This window comes from Comamonas sp. C24C (genome assembly GCF_053345995.1).
Genome location: NZ_JBKFBC010000019.1, coordinates 16,715 through 30,432, shown reverse-complemented (window position 1 = coordinate 30,432; position 13,718 = coordinate 16,715). Strand labels below are relative to the sequence as shown.

Below are 13,718 nucleotides of genomic sequence, written 5' to 3'. Positions count from 1 at the left end.
CCGCCCCGCAGCGGCGACCTCGGCCCAGTAAACAGGCCGTTTTCTGGGCTCTCGCACAAGGCGTCTTCGGACGCCTTTTTTCATACCCGCCACAAATTGCCGACACAACGTTGATCCAACTCAACTCCTTTATCCAGCAGCCGTCAACCCGGATCGTCGTGCACTGGTGTTCTTAACCCTCACTTCTATAATGGTTTGTTCATCCCCATCCCACGATCTCAGAGGACTTCATGAGCGAGCAACACCACGAAGAAGCCCATACCGGCCCCATTAAAAAACCCAAGCAGCTGTTGCTTGCCGTCTTCTTCTCGTTTGTGGTTCCCATCTTCGTCATCATCGGTCTGGTCAAGTTCGTGACCTCGTCCGACACTCCGGGTGCAGGCACGGGCAATGCCGAAATGGCCAAGGCCATGCGTCTGCAAAAAGTGGGAACCGTGGAGATTCGCGACGCCAACCGCCCCCTGCGCGGCGGAGCGGAAGTCTTCAAGTCGCAATGCGCCGCCTGCCATGAGACCGGCACCGTCGGCGCACCCAAATTCCAGGATGCAGCGGCCTGGGGTCCCCGCATCAAGCAGGGCCTAGAGACGCTGGTGCACTCTGCCCTGGCAGGCAAGGGTGCGATGGCGGCCCAGGGTGGCGGCGAATTCAATGACACGGAAATTGCCCGTGGCGTGGTCTATATGGCCAATGCGGCCGGAGGCAGCTTCCCCGAGCCCCAGCCCGCAGCCGGCGGCGCCGCCGCTGGCGATGCGCCCGCTGCAACGGCTACAGCCCCCGCAGCCGCTCCTGCTGCGGCCCCGGCCGCCGAAGCGGCACCTGCACCTGCAGCCGCCCCGGCACCCGCAGCAGCCGCCGCCTCCGATGCAGGCAAGAACCTCTACAACACCACCTGCATGGCCTGCCACGCCAGCGGCGTAGCCGGTGCTCCCAAGTTTGGCGACAAGGCTGCCTGGGCACCTTTCATTGCCAAGGGCATGGACGATATGGTGCAGAAGGCCACCCAAGGCGTGGGTGCCATGCCTCCCAAGGGCGGCTCCACCGCATCGGATGCAGACTTCAAGGCCGCCATCCAGTACATGGTGGATGCAGCCAAGTAGGCGCCCCTCTGCCCCACAAAAACCGGCTTTTGGCCGGTTTTGTTATTTTTGGCCTCAAACCTTTTACACACAAGCGCAAGCAGCTATCAAACTTGATAGCCCTCAGGACTGGGCACAAAACCGAACTGCAACGGCAGCAAGGCGCTGTCGATCTCCTGCGCCCCGGGCAGCGCGCCACTCTCCAGCGCATTGGCGGCATCCAGCATGTCCAGACTGTGCACCATGCCCAGGCCTTGCGGCAGGGCCAGAAACAGCCGGCCATGCTCGTCCAGAAGCACCTGCTGCACCTGTTCGGCAGCCAGCTCCTGGCCCGTATGACTGTGCAACTGCAAGCCATGCTCCGCGTATCGCAGACGCCATATCCACGGCGCACTCTCCAGCTCCACATACACGCGCTGCGGGCCGTTCTGAAAATACCAGCGACCATCTGCCTCGACCAGATAGTTGCGGCCGATGAACTCGGCCAGCTTGTCGTGCTGCAGCAAATTGCCCCTGGAGCCGGGCTTGCCACTGGCAAACGCGCCGCAGGCCTGGGCCTGCTCGTCCCTGAGCCACCACTGGCCGCGCGCATCCAGACCCAGCCAGCCGCTGCAGGCCGGCACATTGGGCCACTTGAGCATGGCCTGTTTCACGATGTCATCCATCACTCATCTCCTGATTATTCGGCGGCCACTCAGAGCCACTGCTCCAACCACTCGGTCACCGCCAGCGGCATGGCCTGCACATGGGTCGGCCAGGCACCGCTGGCAAAGCCCACATGCCCGCCATGCGGCGGCTGCCAAAGCTGGACCGAGGCGCTCACCTCGTCGGGCGTGGGCAGGCTGTGCGCCGGCACAAAGGGGTCGTTGCGCGCATTGAGCAACAGCAAAGGCACGACCACCTGCTTGAGCAGCGGCTTTGCCGAGGCACGGATCCAGTAATCATCGGCATTCCTGAAGCCGTGCACCGGGCCGGTAAACACATCGTCGAAGTCATGCAGGGTACGAGCGCGCTGCAGCCGCAACCTGTCGAACACACCTGGCGACTGCTGCCATTTGGCCAGCGCCTTGGGCACCAGGGTGCGCATGAACATGGGGGTGTAGATCCAGCGGTTCAGCCCGCGCCCCAGATTGACGCCGCCGGCCACCAGATCCAGCGGCGCACAGACCACCGCAGCGCCCTTGACGAGCTCTGTCGCGGCCTGCCGCTGGACTCCGGCCCAGCGTGCCAGGGCATTGCCACCCAGCGAGACCCCCATGGCCAGCAACCCGCCGTTCGCGCCTTGCTGCAGCCGGCGCAAGATCCAGTCCACCTCGTCCGAGTCGCCGGAGTGGTAGGCGCGCAGCAGGCGATTGGGCTCGCCGCTACAGCCGCGAAAATGCGGTACGGCCAGATGCCAGCCACGCTGCGCGCAGACCTGGGCCAGGGCCTTGGCGTAGTGGCTGGAGGAAGAGCCTTCCAGACCATGAAACAGCACCAGTGTGGGAGCGCTTGCACTTGCCGGATGTCTTGAGAAATCGATATCGATGAAATCGCCGTCGGGCGTATCCCAGCGCTCACGCCGCCATGCCGGAATCTGCGCTTCCCTGGCACAGAGTGCCGCCCAGATGGTCTGTACATGACCGCCCGGCTGCCACCAGGGCGCACGAAACTGCTCGAAGTTCATGAAGATCCCAGCCAGCTGCGCAGCTCGGACTGCAGGCCATCCTTTTGCGCCGCGCGCCAGACCAGCTCCGGCGGCGCCACATGAATTCCCGGCGGCGCCTTGAGCAAGGCAGCCTCCACCAGACGGGCCACATGCATGGCCCGCACCGGGCGCTCCGCCTGCGGCAGCATATAGCTGAGCGCCGACAGCATGGTCTTTGCCGTGCGCTGCAGCCAATGGCCGGCGCTGGCTTTGTGCGCTTCCCTGGCCGAACGCACAAAAATCAGCCGCTCAAAACCCAACGCGGCCACGCCTTGCTCATTGAGGTTGGCCAGACCCTGCTTCAGCGCATGGGGCAGACTGCCCATATCGTGGGGCAGCACCACGGCGAGCGTCTTCACGCCACAGCGCAGCATCCATTGCGCCAGCGCCTGCAGCTGGTCCGGCTGGGGCGTCCACAAGGCACGCTCGCGCTGGTAGTAGGGACGCGGTGGCTCGAACATGATGAGGCCCACATCGGCCTTCTGCACAGGCCATTGCCGCACATCGTCATACTGCTGGGCGAGCAGTTCCATGCCACGCAGGCCCTGCACATAAGGCTCGCGCGCCAGCACCTGGACCAGCGCGTAGTTCTGTGCGCCAACCACGCGGCTGAGCACCTCGTTGCCCAGCGGCCCCGTGGCCCCGGCCAGCAACAGGCGCGGCAAGGCCGCAGTTTTCGGGCCGGGACGCTGTGCGCCACGCAGGGCATCGAGTGGAGAAACAGTGGACATGATTGCAATGCTAGCGCTGCCGGACAGCGGACAGGGTGACAGGCCTTGCACACACACGAACCGGACAAGCCCTTATGCTATGGTTTCCGTCTCAATTTCGTGAATGGAAACACCCATGAAACGCTGGCTTCTGGCAATCGCAACCGCCGCCTCCATGCTCTCCCTCACGGGCTGCGGCTATAACGACTTTCAGCGTCTGGATGAAAAATCCAAGGCCGCCTGGAGCGAGGTGCTGAACCAGTACCAGCGCCGCTCGGACCTGATCCCGAACATTGTCGCCACGGTCAAGGGCGAGGCCAACTTTGAGCAGGAGACCCTGACCAGGGTGATAGAAGCACGCGCCAAGGCCACCTCGATCCAGGCCACGCCCGAGCTGATCAACAACCCCGAAGCCTTCAACAAATTCCAGCAGGCTCAGGGCGAGATTTCCAGCGCGCTCTCGCGCCTGATGGTGGTGGCGGAACGCTATCCCGAGCTCAAAGCCAACCAGGCCTTCCGCGATCTGCGTGTGACGCTGGAGGGCACGGAAAATCGCATCACCGTGGCACGCAACGAATACATAGGCACGGTGCAGGCCTACAACGTGCTCGCGCGCAGCTTCCCCACCAATATCACGGCCAAGGTATTCAGCTACCAGGTCAAACCGACCTTCACGGTGCAGAACGAGGCCCAGATTTCCCAGCCACCGGCCGTTGACTTCTCCACACCCGCAGCGCCTGCCGGCAGCAAGTAATTGCGAGCACCGCTCCTGAAATTCATGCAAAAATCGCCTCAAGCCCTTATCTACAAAGCGCTTGCAGCTATTTTTTTTGCAAGCATGCTGTTGTCGGCGCTGCCGGTCAGGGCGCAAGGCGGCGCAGGCGCTCAACTGCAGCCCGTGCCCGAGCTGACAGCGCGTGTCATCGACCAGACCGGCACGCTGAGCCCCGGCGATCTGCAGTCCCTGAGCGAGCAGCTCAGGAAGCTGGAGGACGAGACCGGTGCCCAGGTAGCCGTGCTCATGGTCGCCACCACGGCCCCGGAAGACATTGCCGCCTATGCCTGGCGCGTGGCCAGCAACTGGAGGCTGGGACGCAAGGACATAGGCGACGGCTCTCTCATCGTCGTGGCCAAGAACGACAGGCGCATGCGCATCGAGGTGGCGCGCAAGCTTGAAGGCGCCATCCCCGACATCCAGGCCGCACGCATCATCGATGGCGCCATGAAGCCCCGCTTTCGCGCCGACGACTATGCAGGCGGACTCTCGACCGCCATCGAGCAGATGGGTCTGCTGATTCATGGCGAGAAGCTGCCCGCACCGCAGTCCGAGGCGCGCAAGTCGGGACCATCCTGGTCCGAAAATCTGGACTTTCTGCTTCCGCTGCTGTTTTTCGGCTTTCCGGTCGGGATTGCCGTCGCCCGCGCCATCTTCGGCCGCGTGCTGGGTTCGCTGATCATTGGCGGCATTGCCGGGACGGCCGCCTATGTGATCACCACCAGCCTGTTGATCGCAGGCGTGGCTGGCTTGGTGGGCCTGATCTTCACCCTGCTCTCCAACCTCTCGCGTGGCGGAGGCGGACCGTATATCAGTACCGGCGGGGGCGGCGGCTGGAGCAGCGGCAGCGGGGGAGGAGGCGGTTTCAGCTCCGGTGGCGGCGGCAGCTTTGGTGGCGGTGGCGCCTCGGGGGACTGGTGAAATGAGAAATATCTTCCAACGCCTGGCACGTCTGGTGCGACACCGCTGGGCCGAACGGCATCTGCGCAAGGCCTTGCCGCCTGCCACGCTCAAGGAGCTGGAGTTGCTGATCGCCAAAAGCGAGCTGGGCCACACCGGCCAGGTCCGCATCTGCGTCGAGGCCGGCCTGCCCTGGAGCTATATCTGGCGCGATGCCACTGCGCGCCAGCGCGCGCTCTCGCAGTTCGCCAAGCTCCATGTCTGGGACACGGAGCACAACAATGGTGCACTCATCTACCTGCTGCTGGCCGACCATGCCATAGAGATCGTGGCCGACCGCGCCCTGGACCGCACCATGAACGCCGAGCAATGGCAAACGCTGATCAGCGATATGCAGTCCGCCTTCCAGGGTGGGCATTTCAGCGTGGGGCTGTTCTCGGCACTGGAGCGTGTCAACCGGCAGCTGCAGGCACATTTTCCGCGCAAGTCCGCAGCCAACACACAGCGCAACCTGTCCGACGCGCCCGTGGTCCAAAGGCATCTGCCGAGCCGCAACCACTGATCCGGTTCTGCAGCCGCATGCGCCGGCGGCAGACCGCAGAAGCCTCAGGCCAGCACATGTCGCCCGTAGGGCGAACACAGCCAGAGCACGGCCGCCACATTGATCAGGACCATGAGCCAGAACTGCAGCTGAAAGCTGGTCTTGCTGCTTTTGTGGCGCAGCCACTGCTGGGCCAGCAGCGCTCCGGGCCAGCCTCCGGCCAGCGCCATGGTCTGCAGCGTTTTTTCCGGCGTGCGCCACTGCCCCTTCTGGGCAGCCCATTTATCCTGCCAGTAGGCCATGAAGGTCAGCATGCTCAGGCCTGCATAGACCAGCCATAGGATGCGCGGCACGCCCCAGATCACGGTGGCGGCCAGCATCAGCAGCAGCCAGGTCAGCAACACACCATAGCTGAAGCCGCTGGAGGCATGCCAGCCCTGAGATGCTACACGCGAGGACTGCAAACGCCCTGCAGACGGACTGTTGCGCCGCACCGGAGACGAGCGAGCCTGAGGCAATGAACCGCCAGCGCGCCATGCGACCTGAAGCGCACGCTTTCTGCCCTGCTCCAGGCCGACGGCAAACTCCAGGCGCAGGCCGGGCTGTGGACGCTGCTCTGCGGGCGGTCGCGGCTCAAAAGCACTGATATGGACAAACAGGCGCTCGCCACCGCCATCGGCCTCTATCCAGCCAAAGCCACGTTCGTCATTCCATTGCGTCAAGGTACCGCTGTAGCGCATCTCCATCCTTTGTTGTTTTTGACACCGCAAACAGGCCCGGTGATGCAAAAAGCAGGCGGGTCCCGTCCAGAAAAAACCTTTTCCCTCGCATGGCTGTGTTAGTTTTGGGTCAGCCGTATTTTCTTAAGAAAGCACTCAAACATGCAGAAATCTCTGTTCTCTCTGGCCGTCATCAGCTCTGCCCTGGCACTGAGCGCCTGCTCCTCCATCAGCCCCAGAGGCGCCGAGGCACCGGCTGAATACGACTACGCACTGAGCTGCAAGCTCAAGGAAGATGACCCCAAGAAGTGCGAAGCCCAGATTCGCGCTCTCTGCGAAGACCCCAGCAAGGCCGTGGTGCGTAAATCGCGCCATGTGGACCCCAAGGACAACTCCGTGGTCTACGGCTATCAGGCCGCCTGCAACGGCTAAGCCCTGCAGCACTCCGAAACATCGGGCCTTGTCCACCGAGGTATCAAGTGCGATGCGCCTGAACCTCAAGGATGAACAGGCATGAAAAAGCCACCGCATGCGGTGGCTTTTCTTTGCTGATGCAGGTGCTCCAGGGCACCAGACATCAACGCTTCTGGCGATACTTGCGCAGAGCGGCAATCTGAGCTGCCATGACGGCCAGCTCGGACTGTGCACGAGCGATATCCAGCTCGCCCTTGGCGTTCTTCAGGGCTTCCTCGGCGGCAGCCTTGGCCTTTTGCGCCTTCTCGTCGTCCAGATCCTTGCCGCGAATGGCGGTGTCGGACAGCACGGTCACGCAGTTGGGTTGCACTTCCAAAATGCCACCGGCCACGAAGACGAACTCTTCGCTGCCATCAGGCATTTCGATGCGCACCGAACCCGGCTTGATGCGGGTGATCAGCGGTGTGTGGCGGGGATAAATGCCCAGCTCGCCCGCTTCGCCGGGCAAGGCGACAAAGCGCGCTTCACCGGAGAAGATGGACTCTTCGGCACTGACCACATCAACGTGGATGGTGTTCATCTTTGCTCCTTGGAAAAGGTTAAAACTGGTCCTGAAACTTGCACACCCTAAGCCAGAGACGCCGAGCAAGGGCCGCCCCGCAGCGAGGGCGTTGTCCCCCTCCCGAAGAGAGAGGGGGAAGCGGCGTTAGCCGCTCAGGGGGTGAAAGTCCGTTAGGCTGCCAGCTTCTTGGCCTTCTCGAAGGCTTCGTCGATGGTACCAACCATGTAGAAAGCCTGTTCGGGCAGGTGGTCGGCTTCGCCGTTCACGATCATCTTGAAGCCACGGATGGTTTCAGACAGGGGAACGTACTTGCCGGGAGCACCGGTGAACACTTCGGCCACGTGGAAAGGCTGCGACAGGAAACGCTGCATCTTACGAGCGCGGGACACGACCAGCTTGTCTTCGGGAGCCAGCTCGTCCATACCCAGAATCGCGATGATGTCGCGCAGTTCCTTGTAGCGCTGCAGCGTGCCCTGCACTTGGCGAGCCACCTTGTAGTGCTCTTCGCCAACCACTTGGGGGTCCAGCTGACGGCTGGTGGAGTCCAGCGGGTCCACGGCGGGGTAGATACCCAGCGAAGCGATGTCACGGGACAGCACCACGGTGGAGTCCAAGTGAGCAAAGGTCGTGGCGGGCGAGGGGTCGGTCAAGTCATCGGCTGGCACGTAAACGGCCTGGATGGAAGTGATCGAGCCAACCTTGGTCGAAGTGATACGCTCTTGCAGCTTACCCATTTCTTCGGCCAGCGTAGGCTGGTAGCCCACGGCGGAAGGCATACGGCCCAGCAGAGCGGACACTTCGGTACCGGCCAGTGTGTAGCGGTAGATATTGTCCACGAAGAACAGCACGTCCTTGCCTTCGTCACGGAAAGCTTCGGCCATGGTCAGGCCGGTCAGCGCCACGCGCAGACGGTTTCCTGGAGGCTCGTTCATCTGACCGTAAACCATGGCAACCTTGGATTCGTTCAGGTTGGCCTGGTTCACAACGCCGGCATCCGACATTTCGTGATAGAAGTCATTGCCTTCACGGGTACGTTCACCCACACCGGCAAACACCGACAGACCACCGTGGCCCTTGGCGATGTTGTTGATGAGTTCCATCATGTTCACGGTCTTGCCCACACCGGCGCCACCGAACAGACCCACCTTGCCGCCCTTGGCGAAAGGAGAGATCAGGTCAATCACCTTGATGCCGGTTTCCAGCAGTTCCTGCGAAGGCGACAGTTCGTCGTATGCAGGAGCCTTGCGGTGGATGGGGGCTGTCAGTGCCTGGTCCACATCGCCACGCTCGTCGATGGGGTTGCCCAGCACGTCCATGATACGACCCAGCGTCGCCTTGCCCACGGGCACGGTGATGGGGTTACCAGTGTTGGTGACCATCAGACCACGCTTGAGGCCGTCGGAAGAACCCAGGGCAATGGTACGCACCACGCCGTCGCCCAGCTGTTGCTGAACTTCCAGGGTCAGGGCCGTACCTTCCAGCTTCAAGGCGTCATACACCTTGGGCACCTGGCCGTGGGCAAACTCCACGTCCACCACGGCGCCGATACATTGAACAATCTTGCCTTGTACTTGAGCCATTTTTTGCTCCAATCTGTTTGTTCGTTAAAGCCGTTTACACAGCGGCTGCGCCTGCCACGATTTCCGACAACTCGGTCGTAATCGCTGCCTGACGCGTCTTGTTGTAGACCAGCTTCAACTCGCTGATGACGTTGCCGGCGTTGTCGGTAGCGGCCTTCATGGCCACCATGCGCGCCGATTGCTCGGACGCCATGTTTTCCGCAACTGCCTGGTACACGATGGACTCCACGTAACGAACCAGCAGTTCGTCGATGACGCTCTGAGCGTCAGGCTCGTAGATGTATTCCCAGGATGCACCCGTCTTCTCGGCTTGCAATTTTTCGGACGACAGGGGGAGCAGTTGCTCCACCACCGACTCTTGCTTCATGGTGTTGATGAACTTGGTGTACGCCAGGTACACCGCGCTCAACTTGCCTTCAGCATATTGGTCCAGCAACACCTTGACAGGCCCGATGAGCTTGTCGAGGTGAGGCGTGTCGCCCAAGCCTGTAGCGTGAGAGACCACCTTGGCACCGACACGGTTCAGAAAACCCAGTCCCTTGCCGCCAATGGCCACCGCTTCTGTCGCAATGCCCGCATCCTGCTGTTCGCGCAACTTGTTGGTGACGACACGCAACACGTTGGTGTTCATGCCGCCGCACAAACCCTTGTCGGTCGTCACCACGATGACGCCGACCTTCTTGGCATCGTTCACTTGCATGAACGGATGCACATATTCAGGGTTGGCTTCGCCAAGATGGGCTGCAATGTTGCGGATTTTTTCGCTGTATGGACGGGCAGCCAGCATCCGGTCCTGCGCCTTGCGCATTTTGGATGCAGCCACCATTTCCATGGCTTTGGTGATCTTCTTGGTGTTTTCCACCGATTTGATCTTGCCGCGTATTTCCTTACCTGCTGCCATGATGACTCCTCGCCGGTATTAAGCGAAGGACTTCTTGAATGCAGTAATGGCTGCAGTCAGTTCAGCTTCGTCCTTGCCTTCCTTGTCGAAAGCACGCTTTTCGTTCAGACGGTCCAGCAGAGCGCCGTGGCTGGTCTTCAGGAACTGGTGCAGACCAGATTCGAAGGGCAGCACTTGCTTGACTTCGATGTCGTCCATGAAGCCCTTGTTCACTGCGAACAGCGAAGAAGCCATCAGAGCGGTCGACAGAGGAGAGTACTGAGCCTGCTTGAGCAGTTCGGTCACGCGGGCACCGCGGTCCAGCTGCTTGCGAGTTGCCTCGTCCAGGTCGGAAGCGAACTGCGCGAAGGCAGCCAGTTCACGGTACTGAGCCAGGTCGGTACGGATACCACCGGACAGGCCCTTCACCACCTTGGTCTGAGCGGAACCACCCACGCGGGACACCGAGATACCGGCGTTGATAGCGGGACGGATACCGGCGTTGAACAGGCTGGTTTCCAGGAAGATCTGGCCGTCAGTAATCGAAATCACGTTCGTGGGAACGAAAGCGGACACGTCGCCAGCTTGTGTTTCGATGATAGGCAGAGCGGTCAGAGAACCGGTCTTGCCCTTGACTTCACCCTTGGTGAAGGCTTCGACGTAGTCGGCGTTCACGCGAGCGGCACGCTCCAGCAGACGGCTGTGGAGATAGAACACGTCGCCGGGGAAAGCTTCACGTCCGGGGGGACGACGCAGCAGCAGCGAAACCTGACGGTAGGCCACAGCCTGCTTGGACAGATCGTCATAAACGATCAGAGCGTCTTCACCGCGATCGCGGAAGTATTCGCCCATCGTGCAGCCGGAGTAGGCCGACACGTACTGCATGGCTGCCGATTCGGAAGCGGTAGCGGCCACGACGATGGTGTAGTCCATCGCGCCAGCTTGCTCCAGAGCGCGCACCACGTTCTTGATCGAAGATGCCTTCTGACCAATAGCGACGTAGATACAGGTAACGCCCTGGCCCTTCTGGTTGATGATGGCGTCGATAGCGACAGCCGTCTTGCCAGTCTGGCGATCACCAATGATCAGTTCACGCTGACCACGGCCCACGGGAACCATGGAGTCGATGGACTTGATACCGGTCTGCAGAGGCTGATCCACGGATTGACGTGCGATCACGCCAGGAGCGACCTTCTCGATCACGTCCGTCATCTTGGCGTTGATGGGGCCCTTGCCGTCGATAGGCTGACCCAGGGCGTTCACCACGCGGCCGACCAGTTCGGGGCCCACGGGCACTTCCAGAATACGGCCGGTGCACTTGACGGTGTTGCCTTCTGCGATGTGCTCGTAAGCACCCAGAATCACGGCGCCCACGGAGTCGCGCTCCAGGTTCAGAGCCAGACCGTAAGTAGGTTGACCGTCGGCGCCTGCGGGGAATTCCAGCATTTCGCCAGCCATCACGTCCGACAGGCCGTGCACGCGCACGATACCGTCAGTCACCGACACCACGGTGCCTTGGTTACGGACGTCAGTGCTAGCAGCCAGCCCTTCGATGCGGCTCTTGATCAGTTCAGAAATTTCTGCGGGATTGAGTTGCATGACTCTTTCCTTCTTTCTTGTGTGTTAGCCGAGACCTCAAGCGCATTACGCGGTGAGGGCCGCTTTCATTTGTTCCAGACGGGCCTTGACGGAGGTGTCCAGCACCTCGTCGCCCACCACGACGCGAACGCCACCGATCAGCGATTCATCGAGCTTCACGGTGAGATTCAGCTTGCGGCCAAAGCGCTTTTCCAGCGTGGCGCCAAGCTCGGCCAGCGCTGCATCCTCAATCGGGAAAGCGCTGTACACCACGGCATCCGAAGAGCCGCTCTTGCTGTTCACGAGGCTGCGGAACTGGGCTGCCACTTCAGGCAGCACGTCCAGACGGCCGTTTTCGAGGACCACATGCAGGAAGTTGCGTGCGGACTCGGGCAATGCCGACTTGGCCACACCCGTGACGAGATCGAACACTTGCGCGTCGCTCACGTTCGGGTTGTCGGCCAGTTGGCGCAATTGCGGGTTGGCGGCAATCGCCGCCAATTCCTCCACCCAAGCGACAGTGCTGTTCAAGTCTGCGCCCTTGTCGGCACAGGCTTTGAACAATGCTTCGGCGTAAGGGCGGGCAATGGTGGCGAGTTCTGCCATTTTTTGCTTTCCTTACAGCTCTGTCTTCAGGCGGTTCAGCAGATCAGCGTGGATACCGGCATTGACTTCCTTCTTCAGGATCTGCTCGGCACCCTTGACGGCCAGCGCTGCCACTTGCTCACGCAGGGCTTCACGGGCAGCAATGGCTTGCTGGTCAGCTTCAGCGCGGGCAGCAGCAACAATCTTGTTGCCTTCTTCTGTCGCGCGGGCCTTGGCTTCTTCAATGATGGCCTGGGCGCGGCGTTCGGCGTCCGCAAGCCGCGAAGCTGTTTCGTTGCGCGTCTGGGCCAATTCCTGCTCGACGCGCTTGTTGACAGCGGTCAGTTCGGTCTTGGCCTTGTCGGCAGCAGCGAGGCCATCGGCGATTTTCTGGGCTCGCTCATCCAGTGCCTTCGCGATCGGGGGCCACACGAACTTCATCGTGAACAGCGCCAGAACCAGGAAAACACCAAGCTGAACGAACAGGGTCGCGTTAATACTCACGGCAACACCTTTCTATTTAGGGCGTTGAACGGAGCTTAGGCAACCAGTTGGAAGGGGTTGGCGAAGGCGAACAGCAGAGCGATAGCCACACCGATCAGGAAGGCGGCGTCGATCAGACCAGCCAAGATGAACATCTTGGTTTGCAGTTCGTTGATCAGCTCAGGCTGACGTGCCGAGGATTCCAGGAACTTGCCACCCATCAGAGCGATACCGATCGAAGCGCCGATAGCGCCCAGACCAACAATCAGACCACAAGCCAGAGCGACGAGACCGAGAACGTTTTCCATGATGACTCCTAGGGATTAAAGAAAGGTTGAGTGAAAGAAAGGATTTCAGTGAGCTTCATGTGCCTGGCCGAGGTAAATCAGCGTCAGCATCATGAAAATGAAGGCTTGCAGGGTAATGATCAGGATGTGGAAGATCGCCCAGATCGAACCTGCAATGATGTGCCCCACGGGGAGCAACACACCGGAAAGCGACATGGCAGCCGCACCGCCCATCAAGGCGATCAGACAGAACACCAACTCACCAGCGTACATATTGCCGAACAGTCGCATACCGTGCGAAACCGTCTTGGCAATGTATTCAATGATTTGCATGGCCAGGTTCACAACACCCAGGATCACAGCAAACACGGGATTCTTAGAGGTACCGAACGGAGCGGTCACCAGTTCGTGAGCCCAGCCGCCCATGCCCTTGATCTTCACCGAGTAGATCAGGCACAGAACCAGCACACCGGTCGACAGACCCAGAGTGGTGGACAGGTCGGCGGTAGGCACGACACGCAGGTAGGCATGGGAGTCGCCCTGGGCGGTCTGCCACAGCACGGGCAGCAGATCCACAGGCAGCATGTCCATGGCGTTCATCGCGAAGATCCAGACGAACACGGTCAGTGCCAGAGGAGCGATGAACTTGCGAGATTCAGCGTTGTGAATATTGGCCTTGGCCTGGTTGTCCACCATCTCGACCAGCATTTCCACCGCAGCCTGGAAACGACCGGGAACGCCGGAAGTCGCCTTGCGGGCAGCCAGCCAGAGGACAAACAGGCACAAAGCGCCCAGGGTCACACTCACGGCAATCGAATCCAGATTGAACACGGAGAAGTCGATGATGGACTTCTGCTTGATGTTCTGGAGGTGTTGCAAGTGGTGAACGATGTATTCACTTGCAGTTGGTGCGTGCGCTTCTGCGGCCATCGGTCAACTTC

General features: G+C 61.0%; 17 protein-coding genes. 5 read left to right on the top strand and 12 right to left on the bottom strand.

Annotation, left to right across the window (positions count from 1 at the left end; translation table 11 throughout):
- The first annotated feature begins 230 nt into the window (after positions 1-230).
- On the top strand, positions 231-1,097 hold the full coding sequence (locus tag ACLBXN_RS24000; protein WP_447613797.1) for a c-type cytochrome: 867 nt from the start codon (positions 231-233) through the stop codon (positions 1,095-1,097).
- 86 nt (positions 1,098-1,183) lie between these two features.
- Here ACLBXN_RS24000 and ACLBXN_RS23995 read toward each other — a convergent pair whose 3' ends face one another.
- From ACLBXN_RS23995 to ACLBXN_RS23985, 3 genes are read right to left on the bottom strand one after another with little or no spacing between them, the layout of a single operon-like run.
- Positions 1,184-1,741 (bottom strand): DUF2946 family protein, encoded by a 558-nt coding sequence (locus ACLBXN_RS23995; protein ID WP_447613796.1) that lies wholly within the window; start codon positions 1,739-1,741, stop codon positions 1,184-1,186.
- Positions 1,742-1,770: 29 nt separating this feature from the next.
- Complete coding sequence (locus tag ACLBXN_RS23990; protein WP_447613795.1) at positions 1,771-2,742, bottom strand: YheT family hydrolase; 972 nt, start codon at positions 2,740-2,742, stop codon at positions 1,771-1,773.
- Positions 2,739-3,494: a hypothetical protein gene (locus ACLBXN_RS23985; protein ID WP_447613794.1), complete on the bottom strand. Its 756-nt coding sequence runs from the start codon at positions 3,492-3,494 to the stop codon at positions 2,739-2,741. Before ACLBXN_RS23985 ends, ACLBXN_RS23990 begins: the two co-directional genes overlap by 4 nt.
- Before the next feature lie 115 nt (positions 3,495-3,609).
- Between ACLBXN_RS23985 and ACLBXN_RS23980 the strand changes: the two genes are divergently transcribed.
- From ACLBXN_RS23980 to ACLBXN_RS23970, 3 genes are all read left to right on the top strand, one after another.
- A complete protein-coding gene (locus ACLBXN_RS23980) occupies positions 3,610-4,227 on the top strand; it encodes a LemA family protein (protein WP_003059354.1) in 618 nt (205 codons plus the stop codon).
- An 84-nt stretch (positions 4,228-4,311) separates the two neighbouring features.
- Entirely contained in the window at positions 4,312-5,169 is an 858-nt protein-coding gene (locus ACLBXN_RS23975) for a TPM domain-containing protein (RefSeq protein WP_447613793.1), read from the top strand.
- A 1-nt stretch (position 5,170) separates the two neighbouring features.
- Complete coding sequence (locus ACLBXN_RS23970) at positions 5,171-5,710, top strand: TPM domain-containing protein (protein WP_447613792.1); 540 nt, start codon at positions 5,171-5,173, stop codon at positions 5,708-5,710.
- Positions 5,711-5,754: 44 nt separating this feature from the next.
- Here ACLBXN_RS23970 and ACLBXN_RS23965 read toward each other — a convergent pair whose 3' ends face one another.
- Positions 5,755-6,435, bottom strand: a complete 681-nt coding sequence (locus ACLBXN_RS23965) for a DUF1294 domain-containing protein (protein ID WP_447613791.1) — start codon at positions 6,433-6,435, stop codon at positions 5,755-5,757.
- A 135-nt stretch (positions 6,436-6,570) separates the two neighbouring features.
- Here ACLBXN_RS23965 and ACLBXN_RS23960 point away from each other — a divergent pair, with 135 nt between their 5' ends.
- Positions 6,571-6,840: a hypothetical protein gene (locus ACLBXN_RS23960; RefSeq protein WP_003059362.1), complete on the top strand. Its 270-nt coding sequence runs from the start codon at positions 6,571-6,573 to the stop codon at positions 6,838-6,840.
- Positions 6,841-6,985: 145 nt separating this feature from the next.
- Here the strand turns inward: ACLBXN_RS23960 and ACLBXN_RS23955 are convergent, their stop codons facing one another.
- From ACLBXN_RS23955 to atpB, 8 genes are all read right to left on the bottom strand, one after another.
- Entirely contained in the window at positions 6,986-7,402 is a 417-nt protein-coding gene (locus ACLBXN_RS23955; RefSeq protein ID WP_003059364.1) for a F0F1 ATP synthase subunit epsilon, read from the bottom strand.
- 152 nt (positions 7,403-7,554) lie between these two features.
- Positions 7,555-8,964, bottom strand: a complete 1,410-nt coding sequence (gene atpD / locus ACLBXN_RS23950; RefSeq protein WP_003059366.1) for a F0F1 ATP synthase subunit beta — start codon at positions 8,962-8,964, stop codon at positions 7,555-7,557.
- Between the two features lie 34 nt (positions 8,965-8,998).
- Positions 8,999-9,865 carry a F0F1 ATP synthase subunit gamma gene (gene atpG, locus ACLBXN_RS23945; protein ID WP_167010914.1) on the bottom strand — a complete coding sequence of 289 codons (867 nt, stop codon included), beginning with the start codon at positions 9,863-9,865 and terminating at the stop codon, positions 8,999-9,001.
- 18 nt (positions 9,866-9,883) lie between these two features.
- Positions 9,884-11,443, bottom strand: a complete 1,560-nt coding sequence (gene atpA / locus ACLBXN_RS23940; protein WP_003059371.1) for a F0F1 ATP synthase subunit alpha — start codon at positions 11,441-11,443, stop codon at positions 9,884-9,886.
- 45 nt (positions 11,444-11,488) lie between these two features.
- Positions 11,489-12,028 carry a F0F1 ATP synthase subunit delta gene (locus tag ACLBXN_RS23935; protein WP_167010912.1) on the bottom strand — a complete coding sequence of 180 codons (540 nt, stop codon included), beginning with the start codon at positions 12,026-12,028 and terminating at the stop codon, positions 11,489-11,491.
- 12 nt (positions 12,029-12,040) lie between these two features.
- Positions 12,041-12,511, bottom strand: a complete 471-nt coding sequence (locus tag ACLBXN_RS23930) for a F0F1 ATP synthase subunit B (RefSeq protein ID WP_003059375.1) — start codon at positions 12,509-12,511, stop codon at positions 12,041-12,043.
- Positions 12,512-12,546: 35 nt separating this feature from the next.
- Complete coding sequence (atpE, locus tag ACLBXN_RS23925; RefSeq protein ID WP_003059376.1) at positions 12,547-12,798, bottom strand: F0F1 ATP synthase subunit C; 252 nt, start codon at positions 12,796-12,798, stop codon at positions 12,547-12,549.
- Between the two features lie 45 nt (positions 12,799-12,843).
- Positions 12,844-13,707, bottom strand: coding sequence for a F0F1 ATP synthase subunit A (gene atpB / locus ACLBXN_RS23920; protein ID WP_003059377.1), 864 nt, complete (start codon positions 13,705-13,707; stop codon positions 12,844-12,846).
- Positions 13,708-13,718: the final 11 nt, after the last annotated feature.

What these genes read in the sequence shown, in the direction of transcription:
- ACLBXN_RS24000 (WP_447613797.1), top strand. Translation starts at nt 231, where the DNA reads ATGAGCGAGCAACACCACGAAGAAGCCCATACCGGCCCCATTAAAAAA.
- ACLBXN_RS23935 (WP_167010912.1), bottom strand. Translation starts at nt 12,028, where the DNA reads ATGGCAGAACTCGCCACCATTGCCCGCCCTTACGCCGAAGCATTGTTC.
- atpE (WP_003059376.1), bottom strand. Translation starts at nt 12,798, where the DNA reads ATGGAAAACGTTCTCGGTCTCGTCGCTCTGGCTTGTGGTCTGATTGTT.
- ACLBXN_RS23975 (WP_447613793.1), top strand. Translation starts at nt 4,312, where the DNA reads ATGCTGTTGTCGGCGCTGCCGGTCAGGGCGCAAGGCGGCGCAGGCGCT.
- atpA (WP_003059371.1), bottom strand. Translation starts at nt 11,443, where the DNA reads ATGCAACTCAATCCCGCAGAAATTTCTGAACTGATCAAGAGCCGCATC.
- ACLBXN_RS23970 (WP_447613792.1), top strand. Translation starts at nt 5,171, where the DNA reads ATGAGAAATATCTTCCAACGCCTGGCACGTCTGGTGCGACACCGCTGG.
- atpB (WP_003059377.1), bottom strand. Translation starts at nt 13,707, where the DNA reads ATGGCCGCAGAAGCGCACGCACCAACTGCAAGTGAATACATCGTTCAC.
- atpG (WP_167010914.1), bottom strand. Translation starts at nt 9,865, where the DNA reads ATGGCAGCAGGTAAGGAAATACGCGGCAAGATCAAATCGGTGGAAAAC.
- atpD (WP_003059366.1), bottom strand. Translation starts at nt 8,964, where the DNA reads ATGGCTCAAGTACAAGGCAAGATTGTTCAATGTATCGGCGCCGTGGTG.
- ACLBXN_RS23965 (WP_447613791.1), bottom strand. Translation starts at nt 6,435, where the DNA reads ATGGAGATGCGCTACAGCGGTACCTTGACGCAATGGAATGACGAACGT.
- ACLBXN_RS23990 (WP_447613795.1), bottom strand. Translation starts at nt 2,742, where the DNA reads ATGAACTTCGAGCAGTTTCGTGCGCCCTGGTGGCAGCCGGGCGGTCAT.
- ACLBXN_RS23980 (WP_003059354.1), top strand. Translation starts at nt 3,610, where the DNA reads ATGAAACGCTGGCTTCTGGCAATCGCAACCGCCGCCTCCATGCTCTCC.
- ACLBXN_RS23960 (WP_003059362.1), top strand. Translation starts at nt 6,571, where the DNA reads ATGCAGAAATCTCTGTTCTCTCTGGCCGTCATCAGCTCTGCCCTGGCA.
- ACLBXN_RS23985 (WP_447613794.1), bottom strand. Translation starts at nt 3,494, where the DNA reads ATGTCCACTGTTTCTCCACTCGATGCCCTGCGTGGCGCACAGCGTCCC.
- ACLBXN_RS23955 (WP_003059364.1), bottom strand. Translation starts at nt 7,402, where the DNA reads ATGAACACCATCCACGTTGATGTGGTCAGTGCCGAAGAGTCCATCTTC.
- ACLBXN_RS23995 (WP_447613796.1), bottom strand. Translation starts at nt 1,741, where the DNA reads ATGGATGACATCGTGAAACAGGCCATGCTCAAGTGGCCCAATGTGCCG.